This window comes from Pseudomonas tumuqii, from assembly GCF_013184545.1.
GTDB lineage: Bacteria > Pseudomonadota > Gammaproteobacteria > Pseudomonadales > Pseudomonadaceae > Aquipseudomonas > Aquipseudomonas tumuqii.
This window is the reverse complement of the sequence record NZ_JAAOJA010000001.1, coordinates 272,536-290,042: the sequence shown is the minus strand read 5'-3', so window position 1 is coordinate 290,042 and position 17,507 is coordinate 272,536. Positions and strand designations below refer to the sequence as shown.

Annotated in this window: 17 protein-coding genes; 10 read left to right on the top strand and 7 right to left on the bottom strand. The window is 64.5% G+C overall.

The window, feature by feature from the left end:
* The first annotated feature begins 2 nt into the window (after positions 1-2).
* The 4 genes from ureA (at position 3) to ureC (ending at position 2,919) form a co-directional block, all read left to right on the top strand.
* Positions 3-305, top strand: a complete 303-nt coding sequence (ureA, locus tag G9C89_RS01285; RefSeq protein ID WP_172143556.1) for an urease subunit gamma — start codon at positions 3-5, stop codon at positions 303-305.
* Positions 306-308: 3 nt separating this feature from the next.
* Positions 309-830, top strand: coding sequence for a GNAT family N-acetyltransferase (locus G9C89_RS01280; RefSeq protein WP_172143554.1), 522 nt, complete (start codon positions 309-311; stop codon positions 828-830).
* Positions 827-1,132 (top strand): urease subunit beta, encoded by a 306-nt coding sequence (locus G9C89_RS01275; RefSeq protein ID WP_172143552.1) that lies wholly within the window; start codon positions 827-829, stop codon positions 1,130-1,132. Before G9C89_RS01280 ends, G9C89_RS01275 begins: the two co-directional genes overlap by 4 nt.
* Positions 1,133-1,218: 86 nt before the next feature.
* Complete coding sequence (ureC, locus tag G9C89_RS01270) at positions 1,219-2,919, top strand: urease subunit alpha (RefSeq protein ID WP_172143541.1); 1,701 nt, start codon at positions 1,219-1,221, stop codon at positions 2,917-2,919.
* A gap of 25 nt (positions 2,920-2,944) precedes the next feature.
* Here ureC and G9C89_RS01265 read toward each other — a convergent pair whose 3' ends face one another.
* The gene (locus tag G9C89_RS01265) at positions 2,945-3,808 is read right to left on the bottom strand and encodes a DMT family transporter (protein ID WP_172143539.1); all 864 of its coding nucleotides are present in this window, start codon (positions 3,806-3,808) and stop codon (positions 2,945-2,947) included.
* A gap of 172 nt (positions 3,809-3,980) precedes the next feature.
* On the opposite strand from G9C89_RS01265, the gene G9C89_RS01260 reads away from it, so the two are divergent.
* Positions 3,981-4,463: a hypothetical protein gene (locus G9C89_RS01260; RefSeq protein ID WP_256674084.1), complete on the top strand. Its 483-nt coding sequence runs from the start codon at positions 3,981-3,983 to the stop codon at positions 4,461-4,463.
* Between the two features lies 1 nt (position 4,464).
* Here G9C89_RS01260 and G9C89_RS01255 read toward each other — a convergent pair whose 3' ends face one another.
* A complete protein-coding gene (locus tag G9C89_RS01255; RefSeq protein ID WP_172143538.1) occupies positions 4,465-4,731 on the bottom strand; it encodes a DksA/TraR family C4-type zinc finger protein in 267 nt (88 codons plus the stop codon).
* 319 nt (positions 4,732-5,050) lie between these two features.
* Here G9C89_RS01255 and G9C89_RS01250 point away from each other — a divergent pair, with 319 nt between their 5' ends.
* Positions 5,051-5,776 carry a TorF family putative porin gene (locus tag G9C89_RS01250; RefSeq protein WP_172144798.1) on the top strand — a complete coding sequence of 242 codons (726 nt, stop codon included), beginning with the start codon at positions 5,051-5,053 and terminating at the stop codon, positions 5,774-5,776.
* An 84-nt stretch (positions 5,777-5,860) separates the two neighbouring features.
* On the opposite strand, the gene G9C89_RS01245 is transcribed toward G9C89_RS01250, so the two are convergent.
* Entirely contained in the window at positions 5,861-6,724 is an 864-nt protein-coding gene (locus G9C89_RS01245; RefSeq protein ID WP_172144795.1) for an isocitrate lyase/PEP mutase family protein, read from the bottom strand.
* A 314-nt stretch (positions 6,725-7,038) separates the two neighbouring features.
* On the opposite strand from G9C89_RS01245, the gene G9C89_RS01240 reads away from it, so the two are divergent.
* The 3 genes from G9C89_RS01240 (at position 7,039) to G9C89_RS01230 (ending at position 9,604) form a co-directional block, all read left to right on the top strand.
* A complete protein-coding gene (locus G9C89_RS01240; RefSeq protein ID WP_172143537.1) occupies positions 7,039-7,752 on the top strand; it encodes a VC0807 family protein in 714 nt (237 codons plus the stop codon).
* Positions 7,753-7,813: 61 nt separating this feature from the next.
* Positions 7,814-8,266 carry a YqaA family protein gene (locus G9C89_RS01235; protein WP_172143536.1) on the top strand — a complete coding sequence of 151 codons (453 nt, stop codon included), beginning with the start codon at positions 7,814-7,816 and terminating at the stop codon, positions 8,264-8,266.
* Between the two features lie 72 nt (positions 8,267-8,338).
* Positions 8,339-9,604: an Hsp70 family protein gene (locus G9C89_RS01230; protein WP_172143535.1), complete on the top strand. Its 1,266-nt coding sequence runs from the start codon at positions 8,339-8,341 to the stop codon at positions 9,602-9,604.
* 258 nt (positions 9,605-9,862) lie between these two features.
* On the opposite strand, the gene G9C89_RS01225 is transcribed toward G9C89_RS01230, so the two are convergent.
* Positions 9,863-12,190: a YgiQ family radical SAM protein gene (locus tag G9C89_RS01225; protein ID WP_172143534.1), complete on the bottom strand. Its 2,328-nt coding sequence runs from the start codon at positions 12,188-12,190 to the stop codon at positions 9,863-9,865.
* Positions 12,191-12,388: 198 nt separating this feature from the next.
* Between G9C89_RS01225 and G9C89_RS01220 the strand changes: the two genes are divergently transcribed.
* On the top strand, positions 12,389-14,296 hold the full coding sequence (locus G9C89_RS01220) for a diguanylate cyclase domain-containing protein (RefSeq protein WP_315852745.1): 1,908 nt from the start codon (positions 12,389-12,391) through the stop codon (positions 14,294-14,296).
* Positions 14,297-14,311: 15 nt separating this feature from the next.
* Here G9C89_RS01220 and alr read toward each other — a convergent pair whose 3' ends face one another.
* From alr to rplI, 3 genes are all read right to left on the bottom strand, one after another.
* A complete protein-coding gene (gene alr / locus G9C89_RS01215; protein WP_172143533.1) occupies positions 14,312-15,391 on the bottom strand; it encodes an alanine racemase in 1,080 nt (359 codons plus the stop codon).
* A 130-nt stretch (positions 15,392-15,521) separates the two neighbouring features.
* Positions 15,522-16,916: a replicative DNA helicase gene (dnaB, locus tag G9C89_RS01210; RefSeq protein WP_172143532.1), complete on the bottom strand. Its 1,395-nt coding sequence runs from the start codon at positions 16,914-16,916 to the stop codon at positions 15,522-15,524.
* 131 nt (positions 16,917-17,047) lie between these two features.
* On the bottom strand, positions 17,048-17,497 hold the full coding sequence (gene rplI, locus G9C89_RS01205) for a 50S ribosomal protein L9 (protein WP_172143531.1): 450 nt from the start codon (positions 17,495-17,497) through the stop codon (positions 17,048-17,050).
* Positions 17,498-17,507: the final 10 nt, after the last annotated feature.

Sequence of the window (17,507 nt, the reverse complement as noted above, 5' to 3'; positions counted from 1 at the left end):
CCATGGACCTGACGCCCCGCGAAAAAGACAAACTGCTGATCTTCACCGCCGGCCTGGTGGCCGAACGGCGCCTGGCCCGCGGCGTCAAGCTCAACTACCCGGAAGCCATGGCCTACATCTCTGCGGCCCTGCTCGAAGGCGCCCGCGACGGCCAGACCGTGGCCGAACTGATGCACTTCGGCACCACCCTGCTGACCCGCGACCAGGTGATGGAAGGCATTCCGGAAATGATCCCGGAGATCCAGGTCGAGGCCACCTTTCCCGACGGCACCAAACTGGTGACCGTCCACCAGCCGATTGCCTGAGCCATGAACTATTCGATTGTCGACGCCGGCGAAGCCGATCTGCCCGGCATCCTCGCCATCTATAACGATGCGGTGCTACACAGCACCGCGCTGTGGATCGAAACCCTGGCCGATCTGGCCAACCGCCGCGCCTGGCTGCTCGAGCGCGAGGCAGCCGGCTTTCCCGTGCTGGTTGCCCACGGCAGCAACGGCGAGGTGCTGGGCTATGCCAGTTACGGCGGCTGGCGCAGCAACGAAGGCTTTCGCCATACCGTCGAGCACTCGCTTTACGTGCGCGCCGACCAGCGCGGCCGCGGCCTCGGCCTGGCCTTGCTGAAAGCATTGATCGAGCGCGCCACGGACGACGGCCTACATGTCATGGTTGCCGCCATCGAGAGCGCAAACATCGCCTCGATTCGCCTGCATGAGCGCTTCGGTTTCGTCACCACCGGGCAGATGCCCCAGGTCGGACGCAAGTTCGAGCGCTGGCTCGACCTGACCTTTATGCAACTCATCTTGCCCGAAGCACAGGAGCCCCCCCGATGATCCCCGGCGAATACCAGATCCAGGACGGCGAGATCGAACTCAACGCCGGCCGCCGCACCCTGACCCTGACCGTGGCCAATAGCGGCGACCGGCCGATCCAGGTCGGCTCGCACTATCACTTCTTCGAGACCAACGATGCGCTGACGTTCGACCGCGCCGCCACCCGCGGCATGCGCCTGAATATCCCGGCCGGCACCGCCGTGCGCTTCGAGCCGGGGCAGCGCCGCGAAGTCGAGCTGGTCGACCTTGCCGGCCATCGTCGGGTATTCGGCTTCGCCGGGCGAGTGATGGGCGATCTCTAGCTCACCGATTTCGTAGGGTGCGCCGCGCGCACCATGAACCCCACAGGACAGCGGTGCGCATAGCGCACCCTACGGGAAGACAGCCAATGAAAATCAGCAGACAAGCCTATGCCGATATGTTCGGCCCCACCGTCGGCGACAAGGTGCGCCTGGCCGATACCGAGCTATGGATCGAAGTCGAGCAGGACTTCACCTCCTACGGCGAAGAAGTGAAATTCGGCGGCGGCAAGGTGATCCGCGACGGCATGGGCCAGGGCCAGCTCTGTGCCAAAGACGTGGTCGACACCCTGATCACCAATGCGCTGATCGTCGATCACTGGGGCATCGTCAAGGCCGATGTCGGCCTCAAGGACGGCCGCATCGCCGCCATCGGCAAGGCCGGCAACCCGGATATCCAGCCGGACGTGACCATTGCCATCGGCGCCGGCACCGAGGTGATCGCCGGAGAAGGCATGATCCTCACCGCCGGAGGCATCGACACGCATATCCACTTCATCTGCCCGCAGCAGATCGAAGAAGCCTTGATGAGCGGGGTGACCACCATGATCGGCGGCGGCACCGGACCGGCCACCGGCACCAACGCCACCACCTGCACCCCCGGCCCCTGGCACATGGCGCGCATGCTGCAGGCCGCCGACGCCTTCCCGATGAACCTCGGTTTTACCGGCAAGGGCAATGCCTCGCTGCCGGAACCCTTGATCGAGCAGGTCAAGGCCGGCGCCATCGGCCTCAAGCTGCACGAGGACTGGGGCACTACCCCGGCGGCGATCGACAACTGCCTGAGCGTGGCCGACCAGTTCGACGTGCAGGTGGCAATCCACACCGACACCCTCAACGAATCCGGCTTCGTCGAAACCACCCTGGCCGCCTTCAAGGGCCGCACCATCCACACCTACCACACCGAGGGCGCCGGTGGCGGGCATGCGCCGGACATCATCAAGGCCTGCGGTTTCCCCAACGTGCTGCCCAGCTCGACCAACCCGACCCGGCCGTTCACTCGCAACACCATCGACGAGCACCTGGACATGCTGATGGTCTGCCATCACCTCGACCCGAGCATCGCCGAGGACGTCGCCTTCGCCGAGAGCCGCATCCGCCGCGAGACCATCGCCGCCGAAGACATCCTGCATGACCTCGGCGCGTTCTCGATGATCAGCTCCGACAGCCAGGCCATGGGCCGGGTCGGCGAGGTGATCACCCGCACCTGGCAGACCGCCGACAAGATGAAGCAGCAGCGCGGCGCGCTCCCCGGCGACGGCGAGGGCAACGACAACTTCCGGGTCAAACGCTACATTGCCAAGTACACCATCAACCCGGCGATCACCCACGGCATCAGCCATGAAGTCGGTTCCATCGAAGTGGGCAAGTGGGCTGATCTGGTGCTCTGGCGCCCGGCCTTCTTCGGGGTCAAACCGAGTTTGATTTTGAAGGGTGGATCCATCGCCGCCAGCCTGATGGGCGACGCCAACGCCTCGATCCCCACCCCGCAGCCGGTGCACTACCGGCCGATGTTCGCCAGCTATGGCGGCAGCCTGCACGCCAGCAGCCTGACCTTTATCAGCCAGGCGGCGCTGGACGCCGGCATTCCCGAGCAGTTGGGGCTGAAGAAAAAGATCGCCGTGGTCAAAGGCTGCCGCGCGGTGCAGAAGACCGACCTGATCCACAACGACTACCTGCCGAGCATCGAAGTCGATCCACAAACCTACCAGGTCAAGGCCGATGGCCAGCTATTGTGGTGCGAGCCGGCCGAGGTGCTGCCGCTGGCGCAACGCTATTTCCTGTTCTAACCCGGTTCTGGGTGCCTGAGCTGAATCAGGCCGCGCGATGCTGGTTCCAGGCCAGCGCCACGCCGCTGGCGATAATCACCAACATGCCGAGCATCGCGCCGGCATCGGGGGCGTGATCGAAGAAGATCAGCCCGAGCACCGAGGCAAGGACGATTTGTCCGTAGGTGAACGGTGCCAAGGTTGCGGCACTGGCAAAGCGATAGGCATGGGTCAGCAGCATGTGGCCGGTCATGGCCAGGCCACCCAGGGCGAACATCAGCAACCCGTCCTGCAGACTCGGTAACTGCCAGAACCAAGGCACCAGCAGGCTCATGATCACCGCCCCCAAGAGGCTGGTGAGAAAATTGCTGGTCGCCGGATGGTCGGTAGCGCTCAGACGCCGAGTCAGCAACTGGTAGAGGCCAAAGCACAACGCCGCCCCCAGCGGCAGCAGGATCGCCGGCGTGAACAGCGCACCACCGGGACGCACGATGATCATCACGCCGAGCAGGCCGCAGCCCACCGACAGCCAGAGCCCACGGCTGATCCGCTCCTTGAGCACGGTCGCCGACAGCACGATCACCACCAGCGGTGCCAGGAAGATCACCGCGGTCGCCTCCCCCAGCGGGATATGGCGCAACGCCGTGAAGAACAGCAGGCTGATCGCCACCAGGCTCATGCCACGGGCCAACTGCAGCCACGGGCGGCGGGTGCGCACCAAGGCCAGGCCCAGGCGCGGCGCGAACAGCGCACCCATCAGCAGGGTCTGCGTCATATAACGCGCCCAGACCACCATCAGCACCGGATAGAGCGCGGTGAGCGACTTGGACAGCGCGTCATGGCTGGCCAGCAACAGGCCGGCCGCCAGAATCAACAGAATGCCCAGACCGGGGCGAGCAGCAACGCGCATGGTGATAATCAGACTAATAATTAGCGAGCTAACAATAGTACCGACAGACGCCCGCGTTGGCTAGGCACCCGCCAACTGCGCCGACGATCTGCTTCTTGCCCCATCGCAACACGGGTTTTGCCACAGGCGACTAGAGTGAAATAACGTCAGCCAATTCGGGAGAGCGCCCGCCATGACCCACCACAAGTACCTGCCGCAGCTGGCCGGTCTGATCCTGCTGGCCAACCTGCCACTGGCCCAGGCCGAAACCGTGACGCCACTGCAGGGCCAGAGCCAGCAACAGATGCAGAACGACATAGCCGCCTGCCAGAGCCAGGCAGGCGCTAGCCAGACCAGCAGCGCCAGCCAGCGCCAGGGCGGCGAGCGTCTGCGCGGGGCCACCGCCGGCGCTCTGGCCGGCGCAGCAGCGGCCGAGGTGCGTGGACGGCAACACGAAGAAGTCTATGACCGAGTGGATGACGACATCCAGCAGGAGTATCGGCAGAATCAGGCCCGCGAAGCAGCTGCCGTAGGGATGGCCGTCGGCGGATCGCGGCAGCGCCGTGAACGCCGCGACGAGCGCCGCGCAGACAACGCGGCAGCCCAGAACCCCAGCAGCTCGAGTCAGGCCTACCTCAACTGCATGAGCAGCCGCGGTTACTCCGTCACCCCGTGAATCAGCGCAGCTGACTGTCCTTGCTGCCGCGCCGGTTATAGCCGCTGAACCGTGCCTGTTCCTGGTCATGCGCAGACTGGCAGGCAATGCACAGACGCACGCCAGCAACGGCCTGACGCCGCGCCTCGGGAATGCTGGCGTCACACTCTTCGCAGTGGCTCAGGCTTTCGCCACGCGGCAGCTGGCTGCGGGCACGCTGGATAGCGTCCTCGATGCTGCTGTCGATCTGTTCCTGCACCGCGTCGTCGCTTGCCCAGCCACTGGCCATCACCACCTCCCACCTGCCCGGCGTGGGTACGCCTGGCCATCAGGTCACTATTCAGGTTCGGGTAGCTTCCAGGCGTACAGGCTCACCGCCACCCTCCATCCACTGGGCGCGAAGCCCATGACGACACTAGCACCGTCCGTCGATCACTTGCCGTTCAAACGACGGATGGCCCTCGGCCCTGGCCCCCGGTGCTACCCTTGCAACCGCTCTAAATCGGCCGTCGCGTCTCTAGCTGCCGGGCGAGTTTCTGCGACACGGAGGCTCGCGTGGCCGCGCTGCGCGGCGCCATACCGCTATTCTTCACCGGCTCATGGGCATGATGTTGAAGAAAATCCTGCTGGCGCTAGCCATACTGCTGAGCGCTGCCTGCGTCGCCGAGAGCGACGTGCTGGAACGTGAGGTCGGCGACTTCGATCTCAAGCTCGGCACGGCGCCCACCCGCAGCATGGCCCAAGGCCTGGTGCGGCCGACCACTGCGGGCGCGTTCCACGGCGGGCTGGACCTGACCCATGCGAGCGGCTGGTACGTCGGCCAATGGTCGCCCAGCGTCGGCCTGAGCGAAGGCAGCCAGTTGGAAGTAAATTCCTACCTGGGCCTGGCCCGGCAGCCCTTCGATGCGTCCCTGGGCTATGAGCTGGGGCTGATCCGTTACAGCTTCCCGGAAGTCGGCGGTCGGGACCACAACGAATACTATGCCGGCCTGAATCTCGCCGGCAGCAGGCTGGGCGCGGCGCTGAGCAATTCGCTCGGTCGCACCGACAGCACGCTGTTCCTCGATCTCGGTGCGCTCAAACCAATTGGTGTCGGCCTGCGGATGAAATATGCCAACCATGCGCTGGATGAGCCGCGCTATCTCGCCGACGGGGGCAGCGTGCGGGTGTACAACGACTGGTCGCTGAACCTGTCGCGGCCCTGGCTCGGCATCCAGCTCGACATGTCCTACACCGGCTCGAGCCTGGGCGGCCCACAGTGCGGCGCCTATTCCGGGCAGAACGTCCGGTGCGATGGCTTGCTGATGTTCAGGGTCGAGCGGCCGCTGTACTGAGCGCCGAAACGCTCAGAGGCTGTGAACATATCGAGCGCCGTCGCGAGGCCGCAGCAGGTGAGCGTTTTTTCACAAGCGCTCAGCTCATTCCTTCACGTCCATGAATTCTTCGGCCCAGGCTAGGTACTCCTCGGGCAGGGTGTACTTGTGGGTCAGCTCGGTGGCACTGAGATCGCAGGCATCGACGCCGCGCTGTTCGCGCAGGCAATCGTAGGTGGCCTTGATCGCGGCGAAATAGGCCGCATGCCCGTTGACCACGATACGCACGCCGAGCGTGGCCAGGCGGGCGTTGTCGCGTAACCTGGGGTTGCCATAGGTGACCAGCATCAAGGGGATGCTCAACTGTTCGGCGATCTGTTCCAGATGCTCGAAGTCCTGCACCCCCACCAAGCAGATGCCATCGGCGCCAGCGGCCTGATAGGCGAGAGTGCGGCGGATCACTTCGCCGACCTCAAGCACTCCGGCATGGGTGCGGGCGATGATCGCCAATTGCGGATCGACCCGCGCCTGCAGCGCCGCGCGGATCTTGCCCACGCCCTCCTCGACCGAAATCAGGTCAGTCGACTTGCGCCCGAACTGGGCCGGCAGCAGGGTGTCTTCGAGGGTCAGCGCGGCGATACCGGCGCGCTCCAGTTCGACCACGGTACGCATCACATTGAGCGCGTTGCCATAGCCGTGGTCGGCATCGGCGATCACCGGCAGGCGGCTGACCCGGCCGATGCGGGTGGCCTGCTCGACGAACTCGCTGAGCGTGATCAGGGCGAAATCCGGCGCGCCCAGCACCTGCAGCGAGGCCACCGAGCCGCCGAGGATGCCGACCTCGAAGCCCAGATCGGCGGCAATCCGCGCCGACATGGGATCGAATACCGAGGCGCTGTGCTGGCAGGTGTCGCCAGCCAGCAGCGCACGGAAGGCGCGGCGCAGTTGATGATGGGAAGCTCGTTGCATGATCGGCATAAGACAGTGTCCAAACGGCGGTTGAGTCGAAATGGCCGGGCTGTGGCTCACCAGCCTGGCGGCGCAGGCCTGACCCGCAGCAAGTATCCCGCCAACTCGACGCCGCCCGGCCCGCGCGCCGGGCCAGCGCTCGGCAAGTGGCGGGAACTCGCCAGATCATGGCCCGCGCGGCGTCTTTTCGCCACCTCGCGCGGCCGCTACAGGCCACCACCCGCACAACTTTGTCACAGTCCAACCGACGGTCGGGCTGGCGGCCGAGGCCCAGGCAGGCGATCATCAGCACTCATTCCTGCGCCATGAACGACATGACCGATACCACACACAGCTCCACCGCCACACACAAACCCCGTCCGTTCGTGGATTTGCTGATCAGCATCCTGATTCCTTCACTGATCCTCATGAAGCTCAGCGGCGAGTCCAACCTCGGTGCCGATGGCGCGCTGGTTCTGGCGCTGGCGTTCCCCCTCGGCTGGGGCACGTTCGAGCTGGTCAAGTACCGCAAATTCAACTTCATCGCCCTGCTCGGCCTGGTCAGCGTGCTGCTGACCGGCGGCATCGGCCTGCTCAAGCTGGACAACCAGTGGCTGGCGATCAAGGAAGCGACGATTCCCGGCTTGATCGGCATCGCCGTGCTGGTGTCGACCCGCACCCGCTACCCGCTGATCCGCACCCTGCTGTTCAACAAGACCGTGCTCAATGTCGACAAGATCCATGAGCGCTTGGAGCAAGGCGGCCATACCCAGCACTTCGAAACACGCCTGCTGACCGCCACCTACTGGCTGAGCGGCACCTTCTTCTTTTCCTCGGCGATGAACTATGTGCTGGCCAAGTGGATCGTGATCAGCCCGGCCGGTAGCGAGGCCTTCAATGCCGAGCTGGGCCGCATGAACCTGCTCAGCTACCCGATGATTGCCATCCCCTCGATGATCATGCTGATGGCGATCTTCTATTACCTGTGGCGCACCATTCACGGTCTGACCGGCTTGAAGCTGGAAGAGATCATGGCCCCGCAGTCCTGAGCGAGCGACTGAACACGCTGCTTGCCGAGCTGCAGCGCATGGCGCCCAGGCCAGTTGCGGCGTGCTGACCTTCTCCGCCTACCTAGGCCTGTTCCTCTCCGCCTTCGGCGCCGCGACCTTGCTGCCATTGGGCTCCGAGGCGGTGCTGGTCAGCCTGCTGCTCAGCGATGCCCACCTGTTGTGGCTGCTGGTGGCGGTGGCCAGCGTCGGCAATGTCCTCGGTTCGCTGGTCAACTGGCTGCTGGGCCGCTACCTCGAGCACTTCCGCCAGCGCCGCTGGTTCCCGGTCAGCGAACAGCGCCTGCAACAGGCGCAGGGCTGGTATACGCGCTACGGGCGCTGGTCGCTGCTGCTCAGCTGGCTGCCGATCATCGGCGATCCCTTGACCCTGGTCGCCGGGGTGATGCGTGAGCGCTGCTGGATTTTCCTGTTGATCGTCAGCCTGGCCAAGACCGGGCGTTACCTGGCGCTGGCCGCGCTGACCCTGGGTTGGGGTTCATTCGTCGCGTCATAGCGCAATCGCGGCAGCATTGCGCGGACATATCCCATAGAATGCCCGGCCGTTTTTCTAGGAACAGCGCGCCGCATGCCTTTCTCCACTCCCGCCCGCGCCTGCGGCATCGACTTCGGCACCTCCAACTCCACCGTCGGCTGGCTGCGCCCGGACGCCGAGACCCTGATCGAACTGGAAGACGGCAAGATTACCCTGCCCTCGGTGGTGTTCTTCAACCTCGAGGAACGCCGCCCGGTCTATGGCCGCCTGGCCCTGCAGGAATACCTGGAAGGCTATGAAGGCCGGCTGATGCGCTCGCTGAAGAGCCTGCTCGGCTCCAAGCTGCTGAAGAGCGAAACCACGGTGCTGGGTAGTGCCCTGCCGTTCAAGGATCTGCTTGGCTTCTTCATCGGCGAGCTGAAGAACCGCGCCGAAGCCGTCGCCGACAGGCCGTTCGAGGAAGTGGTGCTGGGCCGCCCGGTGTTTTTCGTCGACGACGACCCGGTGGCCGATCTCGAAGCGCAGAACACCCTGGTGGCGGTAGCGCACAAGCTCGGTTTCAAGGACGTCTCTTTCCAGTACGAGCCGATTGCCGCGGCCTTCGACTACGAGTCCGGCATCGCCCGCGAGGAGCTGGTGTTGATCGTCGATATCGGCGGCGGCACCTCGGACTTCTCCCTGGTGCGCCTGTCGCCGCAGCGGCGCAGCCTCGCCGAACGGCATGACGATATCCTCGCCACCGGCGGCGTGCATATCGGCGGCACCGACTTCGACAAGCAGCTCAGCCTGCAGGGCGTGATGCCGCTGTTCGGCTATGGCAGCCGGATGAAAAGCGCCGCGCCGATGCCCACCAGCACCCACCTCAACCTGGCCACCTGGCACACCATCAACGCGGTCTATTCGGCGCAGACGCAGCGCCAGCTGCAGAGCATGCGCTACGACATCCTCGACCCGATCGGCATCGACCGCCTGTTCAAGCTGATCGAGCGCCGCGACGGCCACTGGCTGGCGATGCAGGTGGAAGACAGCAAGATCGCCCTGACCGAGCAGGACGCCCGACCTATCGACCTGGGCCGGGTAGAACCCGGCCTGGTCGCCGAGCTGACCCGCACGCTGTTCGAAAGAGCCATCGAGCCACTGCTCGAGCGCGTGCGCGCCAGCGTCACGCAACTGCTCGGTGATGCCGGGGTGGGCGTCGCGCAGGTCGATACGGTGTTCTTCACCGGCGGCTCCAGCGGCATCCCGGCCTTGCGCCAGAGCGTCGCGGCGATGCTGCCGAATGCCCGTCATGTGGAAGGCAATACCTTCGGCAGCATCGGCAGCGGTCTGGCCATCGAGGCGCAGAAACGTTACGGCTGAGCGATATCGCCCCGTAGCCCGGATAAGCGCCAGCGCAATCCGGGGAGCAATTCAGGCCGTAGGGTGGATGACGCTGTATCCATCCACCAATAGCGGCACGATGGTGGATGAAAAGAGCGTCATCCACCCTACCCAGCTCTGGTAGCCCGGATGCAATCAGGGAGCGAGTTGACGCCAGGTATCGCCCCCGGATTGCGCCGAGGCTTTTCCGGGCTACCGGGACCAGATGTTATCCACCCCGGACTTTGTCAGCCGCTATCAGCGCGGCGCTACAGGCTTCCTCGGCGGCTTCTTGCCTTTGCCCTTGGCGGCATCCGAACGTTCTTTGGCGGCCTGCTGGTTGCGCGCCTGGGCGGCGGCCTTGGCCTGCTCGCGCTTGTCCCAGGGGTTGCCGCCCGCGGCACCGGTGTCGCGCGGCGGCAGGCCGGTGTGCTGGGTCAGCAGCGGCCGGGTCTTGTCGCCCGGGCCGCGAGCGGCGGCGCCGACCTTCTTGCTGCCGGCCGGGGTGGAGTTCTTGCGCCGCGCACTCTGGTAGCTGTCGGTGGCCGGCTGGTGCAACGGGATCAACTGGTGCTTGCCCGGACCGATCAGGTCGCTGCGGCCCATGCGCTCCAGCGCCTCGCGCAGCATCGGCCAGCCCTTGGGGTCGTGGTAACGCAGGAAGGCCTTGTGCAAACGGCGCTGCGCCTCGCTCTTGACTATAGCCACGCCGTCCGACTTGTAGGTGACCTTGCGCAGCGGGTTCTTGCCCGAGTGGTACATGGCGGTGGCGGTGGCCATCGGCGAGGGGTAGAAGGCCTGCACCTGGTCGGCGCGGAAACCGCTGCTCTTCAGCCACAGGGCCAGGTTCATCATGTCCTCGTCGCTGGTGCCGGGGTGCGCGGCGATAAAGTAGGGAATCAGGTACTGCTCTTTGCCCGCCTCTTTCGAATACTTCTCGAACATGCGCTTGAACTTGTCGTAGCTGCCGATGCCCGGCTTCATCATCTTGTTCAGCGGGCCTTCTTCGGTGTGCTCCGGGGCGATCTTCAGGTAGCCGCCGACATGGTGGGTGACCAGTTCCTTGACGTATTCCGGCGACTCCACGGCGAGGTCGTAGCGCAGACCCGAGGCGATCAGGATCTTCTTCACCCCCGGCAGGGCACGGGCCGAGCGGTACAGCTGGATCAGCGCCGAGTGATCGGTATTGAGGTTCTCGCAGATGCCGGGGAACACGCAGGACGGCTTGCGGCAGGCGGACTCGATTTCCGGGCTCTTGCAGGCGATGCGGTACATATTGGCGGTCGGCCCGCCGAGGTCGGAGATCACCCCGGTAAAACCCGGCACCTTGTCGCGAATCTCTTCGATCTCGCGGATGATCGACTCTTGCGAACGGTTCTGGATGATCCGCCCTTCGTGCTCGGTGATCGAACAGAAGGTACAGCCGCCGAAGCAGCCGCGCATGATATTGATCGAGAAGCGGATCATCTCGTAGGCCGGGATCTTCGCCTGGCCATAGGCCGGGTGCGGCACCCGCGCGAAGGGCATGCCGAACACGTAGTCCATCTCTTCGGTGGTCATCGGGATGGGTGGCGGGTTGAACCAGACATCCACCTCGCCGTGCTTCTGCACCAGGGCGCGGGCGTTGCCCGGGTTGGTTTCCAGGTGCAGCACGCGGTTGGCGTGGGCGTAGAGCACCGAGTCGGCGCGGACCTTCTCGAACGAGGGCAGGCGGATCACCGTCTTGTCGCGCTCCAGGCGCGGGTGCGGCAGCAGCTGCACCACCTTGGCCTCGTTGGGGTCCTCTACCGGTCCCTTCTCCTGCTCGATGGCGCAGGCCTGGGTGTCCTGGGTGTTGACGTAGGGGTTGATGATCTTGTCGACCTTGCCCGGGCGGTCGATACGACTGGAATCGATCTCCATCCAGCCTGCGGGCGTGTCACGGCGGATAAAGGCGGTGCCGCGGATATCGGTGATCTCTTCGATCTTGTGGCCGTAGGACAGGCGCTGGGCCACTTCGACGATGGCCCGCTCGGCGTTGCCGTAGAGCAGGATATCGGCGCAGGCATCGATCAGGATCGAGTGGCGCACCTTGTCCTGCCAGTAGTCGTAGTGGGCGATCCGGCGTAGCGAGGCCTCGATGCCGCCGAGCACGATCGGCACATGCTTGTAGGCTTCCTTGCAGCGCTGGCTGTAGACCAGGCTGGCGCGATCCGGACGCTTGCCGGCCAGGCCGCCGGGGGTGTAGGCATCGTCGGAACGGATCTTCTTGTCGGCGGTGTAGCGGTTGATCATCGAATCCATGTTGCCGGCCGCGACGCCGAAGAACAGATTGGGCTCGCCGAGCTTCATGAAATCGTCTTTGCTGCTCCAGTCCGGCTGGGCAATGATGCCGACACGAAAGCCTTGGGACTCGAGCAGCCGGCCGATGATCGCCATGCCGAACGACGGATGGTCGACATAGGCATCGCCGGTGACGATGATGATGTCGCAACTGTCCCAGCCAAGCTGATCCATCTCTTCCCGGCTCATCGGCAGGAAAGGCGCCGGGCCGAAGCACTCAGCCCAGTATTTTGGATAGTCGAATAACGGCTTGGCTGCGTGCATGAAAATGACCGAGATGTCAGGATTAAACGGTCGCGGAATATAGCACAAAATTTGACCAAGTCCGACCCTGACACTAGGACAAAACCGGCTGACCTCGCTTAACGCCGAAACACGTCTTTTGTGATCACAGACGTACTTATGGCTATACTCGGCCCACCACGTCACCGGTAACGGCGCCGGGCACAAGGAGTGCATGCAGTGCAGCGGATAGTCGCCTCGTTCATTCTACTGTTGAGCCTGATCTGCCTGCCCGCAGGGGTCAGCGCGGCGTCTATCCTGCTCGACAGCGCCAGCAGCGGCATGCTGTTGAATGAACGGATCGAGCTGCTGGAAGATGTCGGCGCGCAATTGAGCATCGCCGACATGGCGGATCCGGCCGTGCAAAGCCGCTTTCAACCGGCGAATGGCCGGGCCACCGTCGGCCAGAGTCGCCATCCCTGGTGGGTCAAGGTCACCCTGCAACGCGGCCAGGACAGCCCCCGTCAGTGGTGGCTGGAAAACGCCGGCATCACCATCTTCAACCTGCACCTCTACCTACCCGACGGCCAGGGCGGCTGGCACACGCGGGCAACGGGCACCGCGGTGCCCTACGCCGAGGGCCGCGACTACGCCTATCGGCGCATGGTCTTCAAACTGCCCGAGTTGGGCGAAGAACCCCTGACCCTGTACTTCCGCAGCCTCGACCCCGCCGGCAACTCCTTCCCGTTGACCATCTGGCAGCTCGGCGACCTCGAGCAACAGGCCAGCAACGAAAATATCGGCTTCGGCCTGATCTACGGGATGATCCTGGCGCTGCTGCTGTACAACCTGTTCATCCTCATCGCCCTGCGCGACAAGGCCTATCTCTGGTACGTGCTGGCCACCGCCTGCGTGCTGGTGTTCATCCTCAGCATGAGCGGTCACGGCTTCCAGTACCTGTGGCCCGACAACGCCGTGCCCTTCTGGCTGGATCGCATCACCCTGCCCTCGCTCTGGGGCATTTTCGTCATGCGTTTCACCCAGGAGCTGCTCTACACCAAACGCGGTTTGCGCTGGTCGCATCGCCTGCTGAATGCCGGCTGCGTGCTCTATGTCATCGCCATTGCGATCAACGCCTTCGGCTATCGCGCCGAAGGTGCCCTGCTGATCGCCCTGACCCCGCTGGTCACGGTGCCCACCGCGCTGTTCAGTGCCGGCGTGCGCTGCTACCAGGGTTTCTTCCCGGCGCGCTTCTACCTGCTCGGCTACGGCGCCGTCCTCAGCAGTACAGTGGTGCTGGTGATGCGCGCGGCCGGGCTGATCGAGCCGTACAACTTCACCGCCTACCTGTTCCCGCTGTCGGTCGCCGCAGAAACCATCCTGTTTTCCTTTGCCCTGGCCTACCGCATCCAGATGCTCAAGCAGGAGAAGGCCGAAGCGGTACGACAAGCCGATCGCGAGAAAACCGCACGCCTAGCGCTGGCCCAGAGCAACGCCGACGAGCTGCAGCGCGCGGTGGAGCAACGCACCGCCGAGCTGGCCGCGACCAACCAGCGGTTGCTGCAACGCGAACTGGAACTGCAACACGCCGCCTTCCACGATCCGCTGACCGAACTGCCGAACCGCCGCTATCTGGTCGAACGTACCGGAACCGCGCTGGCCAACGCCGAGCGCCACAGCGAAAGCGTGGCATTGATGCTGATCGACCTCGACCACTTCAAGCCGATCAACGACCGCTTCGGCCATGATGCCGGCGACCTGATGCTGCAAGTGGTCGCCCAGCGCCTGCGCGAGCATGTGCGCAGTGGCGATACCGTGGCCCGCCTGGGCGGCGATGAATTCGCCGTGCTGATCTGCGGCGACGAGGCCGAACGGCATGCCCGCGAGATCGCCGCGCGCCTGCTCGCAGAACTGGCCCAACCGGTCCTCTATGGCGCCGAACGGCTGCTGGTAACCATCAGCATCGGTGTAGCCCTTTATCCGCAGCACGCCAGCCACTTCACCAGTCTCTACAAGGCGGCCGACGAGGCGCTGTACAAGGCCAAGGCCCGCGGCCGCTCGGGCGCGTCGGTCTGTGGCGACGACGGCGAGCTGAGCGACAGTGAACGCCTGCAACTGGACGTGATCAAGGTCACCAGCGGCCTGTAGTGGCCCTGCACCCGCTCAGGCATCGCAATAACGGCGCGGCACGCGCTGGGTGACCTTGCTCAACAGCTCATAGCCGATGGTGCCGGCCGCCCGCGCGACCTCGTCCACCGGCAATTGGGCGCCCCACAGTTGCACTTCGTCCCAAATCCGGGCGGCTGGCAGATCGGTCAGGTCCACCGTCAGCATATCCATCGACACCCGCCCCGCCAGGGCCACACGCTGGCCGCGCAGCAACAACGGCGTACCGTTCGGTGCATGGCGCGGATAACCATCGGCGTAACCGCAGCTCACCACCCCTATACGCGATGGCCGCTGGGCTCGCCAACTGGCGCCATAGCCGACGCTTTCGCCCACGGCCACATCGCGACAGGCAATCAGCTGGGCCGTCAGGGTCATCGCCGGCACAAGGCCCAGCTCGGCAGCGCCCAACTCGGCAAAAGGGCTCGCGCCATAGAGCATGATGCCCGGGCGCAACCAATCCATGTGCGCCGCCGGAATAGTCAGGATGGCGGCCGAGTTGGCCAGCGAGCGCTGGGCGAAATCCAGGTCGAGCACGTCGAGAAATGCCTCGAGCTGCTGCGCGGTCAATTCATGGCCACGCTCGTCGGCGCAGGCAAAGTGGCTGATCAGGTTCAACTCGGCAACCTGTGCCACCCCTTGCAAGCGCGCATGCCAGGCGCGCAGGGCGCGCGCATCGAAGCCCAGGCGGTGCATGCCGCTGTCCAGCTTCAGCCAGACAGCCAGCGGCCGACTCAGCTTGGCCGCGAGAAAATCCGCCGCCTGCTGCTCGCCCTGCAGCACCAGATCCAGGCCCAGTTGCGCGGCCAGTTGATACTCCGCCGCCTCGAAACAGCCCTCGAGCAACAGGATGCGTGCCTCGCCATGCAGCGCGCGCACCTCGACCGCCTCCTCCAGGCAGGCCACGGCAAAACCATCGGCCTGGTCAGACAGCGCCGTCACCACCTCGCGCACACCATGCCCATAGGCATTCGCCTTGACCACCGCAAAAGCCTGCCGGCCCGGCGCACAGCGCTTGGCAACGGCATAGTTATGGCGGATGGCGGCAAGATCGATGGTGGCGACTAGCGGGCGCATGCGGAAAGGCATCCATTGAGAGCACGGGCGCCCAGTCTAAGCTGCAAGCTCATAGGCGTCACGACCGGTTGGCCGCGACCAGGTATTTACTGGCAATTAATGGCTTTGAGCATGTCGCTCAAACCAAACCCTAGTCCTCGTCGAACTGATAGCTGCCCGGCGCCAGGTTCTCGAAGCGCGAGTACTTGCCGAGAAAGGCCAGCCGCGTGGTACCGATAGGCCCGTTACGCTGCTTGCCGATGATGATCTCGGCCACCCCCTTGAGCTCGGTTTCCGGGTGGTACACCTCGTCGCGGTAGACGAACATGATGATGTCGGCGTCCTGCTCGATCGCCCCGGACTCACGCAAGTCGGAGTTGATCGGGCGCTTGTTCGGCCGCTGCTCCAGGGAACGGTTGAGCTGCGACAAGGCGATCACCGGGCAATTGAATTCCTTGGCCAGGGCCTTGAGCGAACGGGAAATCTCGGAGATCTCGTTGACTCGGCTTTCGCTGCTGGACCCGGGAATCTGCATCAACTGCAGGTAGTCGACCATGATCATGCCGATCTCGCCGTGCTCGCGGGCCAGGCGCCGGGTGCGCGCGCGCATCTCCGACGGCGAGATGCCGGCGGTATCGTCGATGAACAGCTTGCGGTCGTTGAGCAGGTTGACCGCCGAGGTCAGGCGCGGCCAATCGTCGTCGTCCAGACGGCCGGCACGCACCTTGGTCTGGTCGATGCGCCCCAGGGAGGCGAGCATCCGCATGACGATCGAATCCGACGGCATCTCCAGCGAGTACACGACGATGGCCTTGTCGCTGCGCAACACGGCGTTTTCCACCAGGTTCATGGCGAAGGTGGTCTTGCCCATGGACGGACGACCGGCGACGATGATCAGATCCGCCGGCTGCAGGCCGCTGGTCTGCGCATCCAGATCGGTAAAGCCGGTGGACAGGCCGGTAATCGCATCGCCCGAGTTGAACAGGGTGTCGATGCGGTCGATGGCCTTGACCAGGATGTCGTTGATCCCCACCGGGCCGCCGGTTTTCGGCCGCGCCTCGGCGATCTGGAAGATCAGCCGCTCGGCCTCGTCGAGAATCTCCTCGCCGGTGCGGCCCTGCGGGGCATAGGCGCTGTCGGCGATCTCGCCGCTGATGCCGATCAACTGGCGCAGGGTGGCGCGCTCGCGAATGATCTGCGCGTAGGCCTTGATGTTGGCCACCGACGGAATGTTCTTCGCCAGTTCGCCCAGATAGGCCAGGCCGCCGACCTGGGACAGCTGGCCTTCCTTGTCCAGCTGCTCGGACACGGTGACCACGTCGAACGGGTGGTTACGCTCGGCCAGCTTGTAGATGGCGCGGAAGATCAGGCGGTGGTCGTGTCGATAGAAATCGCCATCGGACACCGCATCGAGCACCCGCTCCCAGGCGTTGTTGTCCAGCATCAGGCCACCCAGCACGGCTTGCTCGGCCTCGATCGAGTGCGGCGGCACTTTCAAGGCGGAGGTTTGCAGGTCGTATTGCTCGGGAATGCTGATGTCGTTCATAGGGCTCTGGGCAATAAATCTGGTGTTGAAAAACAAAGGGCACGGCATCGCTTGCGCAATGCCGTGCCCGATGTTAACGGGCTTGCGCCTAAGCGCAAGCCCGTTGAGCGGCTAGCTTCAGAGCGGGGCTCTTAGGCTGCTGCAACCACAACGACGCGGACGGTCGCTTCAACGTCGGAGTGCAGGTGCACCGCCACGTCGTATTCGCCAACCTGGCGAATGGTACCGTTCGGCAGACGCACTTCAGCCTTGGCCACTTCCACGCCGGAGGCGGTCAGGGCATCAGCGATGTCGTGGGTACCGATGGAGCCGAACAGCTTGCCCTCATCGCCCGCGGTAGCGGTGATGGTGACTTCCAGTTCAGCCAACTGTGCGGCGCGAGTTTCAGCAGATGCTTTCTTATCGGCAGCCAGCTGTTCCAATTCGGCGCGACGCGCTTCAAACGCAGCCACGTTGGCAGCGGTTGCAGCGGTGGCTTTGCCGAATGGCAGCAGGAAGTTACGGCCGTAACCGGCCTTAACGTTCACTTTATCGCCCAGGTTGCCCAGGTTGGCGATTTTTTCCAGCAGGATCAGTTCCATTTGGTAATAA

Coding starts and splice junctions, on each gene's coding strand:
- ureA (WP_172143556.1), top strand. CDS start 3: ATGGACCTGACGCCCCGCGAAAAAGACAAACTGCTGATCTTCACCGCC.
- G9C89_RS01280 (WP_172143554.1), top strand. CDS start 309: ATGAACTATTCGATTGTCGACGCCGGCGAAGCCGATCTGCCCGGCATC.
- G9C89_RS01275 (WP_172143552.1), top strand. CDS start 827: ATGATCCCCGGCGAATACCAGATCCAGGACGGCGAGATCGAACTCAAC.
- ureC (WP_172143541.1), top strand. CDS start 1,219: ATGAAAATCAGCAGACAAGCCTATGCCGATATGTTCGGCCCCACCGTC.
- G9C89_RS01265 (WP_172143539.1), bottom strand. CDS start 3,808: ATGCGCGTTGCTGCTCGCCCCGGTCTGGGCATTCTGTTGATTCTGGCG.
- G9C89_RS01260 (WP_256674084.1), top strand. CDS start 3,981: ATGACCCACCACAAGTACCTGCCGCAGCTGGCCGGTCTGATCCTGCTG.
- G9C89_RS01255 (WP_172143538.1), bottom strand. CDS start 4,731: ATGGCCAGTGGCTGGGCAAGCGACGACGCGGTGCAGGAACAGATCGAC.
- G9C89_RS01250 (WP_172144798.1), top strand. CDS start 5,051: ATGTTGAAGAAAATCCTGCTGGCGCTAGCCATACTGCTGAGCGCTGCC.
- G9C89_RS01245 (WP_172144795.1), bottom strand. CDS start 6,724: ATGCAACGAGCTTCCCATCATCAACTGCGCCGCGCCTTCCGTGCGCTG.
- G9C89_RS01240 (WP_172143537.1), top strand. CDS start 7,039: ATGACCGATACCACACACAGCTCCACCGCCACACACAAACCCCGTCCG.
- G9C89_RS01230 (WP_172143535.1), top strand. CDS start 8,339: ATGCCTTTCTCCACTCCCGCCCGCGCCTGCGGCATCGACTTCGGCACC.
- G9C89_RS01225 (WP_172143534.1), bottom strand. CDS start 12,190: ATGCACGCAGCCAAGCCGTTATTCGACTATCCAAAATACTGGGCTGAG.
- alr (WP_172143533.1), bottom strand. CDS start 15,391: ATGCGCCCGCTAGTCGCCACCATCGATCTTGCCGCCATCCGCCATAAC.
- dnaB (WP_172143532.1), bottom strand. CDS start 16,916: ATGAACGACATCAGCATTCCCGAGCAATACGACCTGCAAACCTCCGCC.
- rplI (WP_172143531.1), bottom strand. CDS start 17,497: ATGGAACTGATCCTGCTGGAAAAAATCGCCAACCTGGGCAACCTGGGC.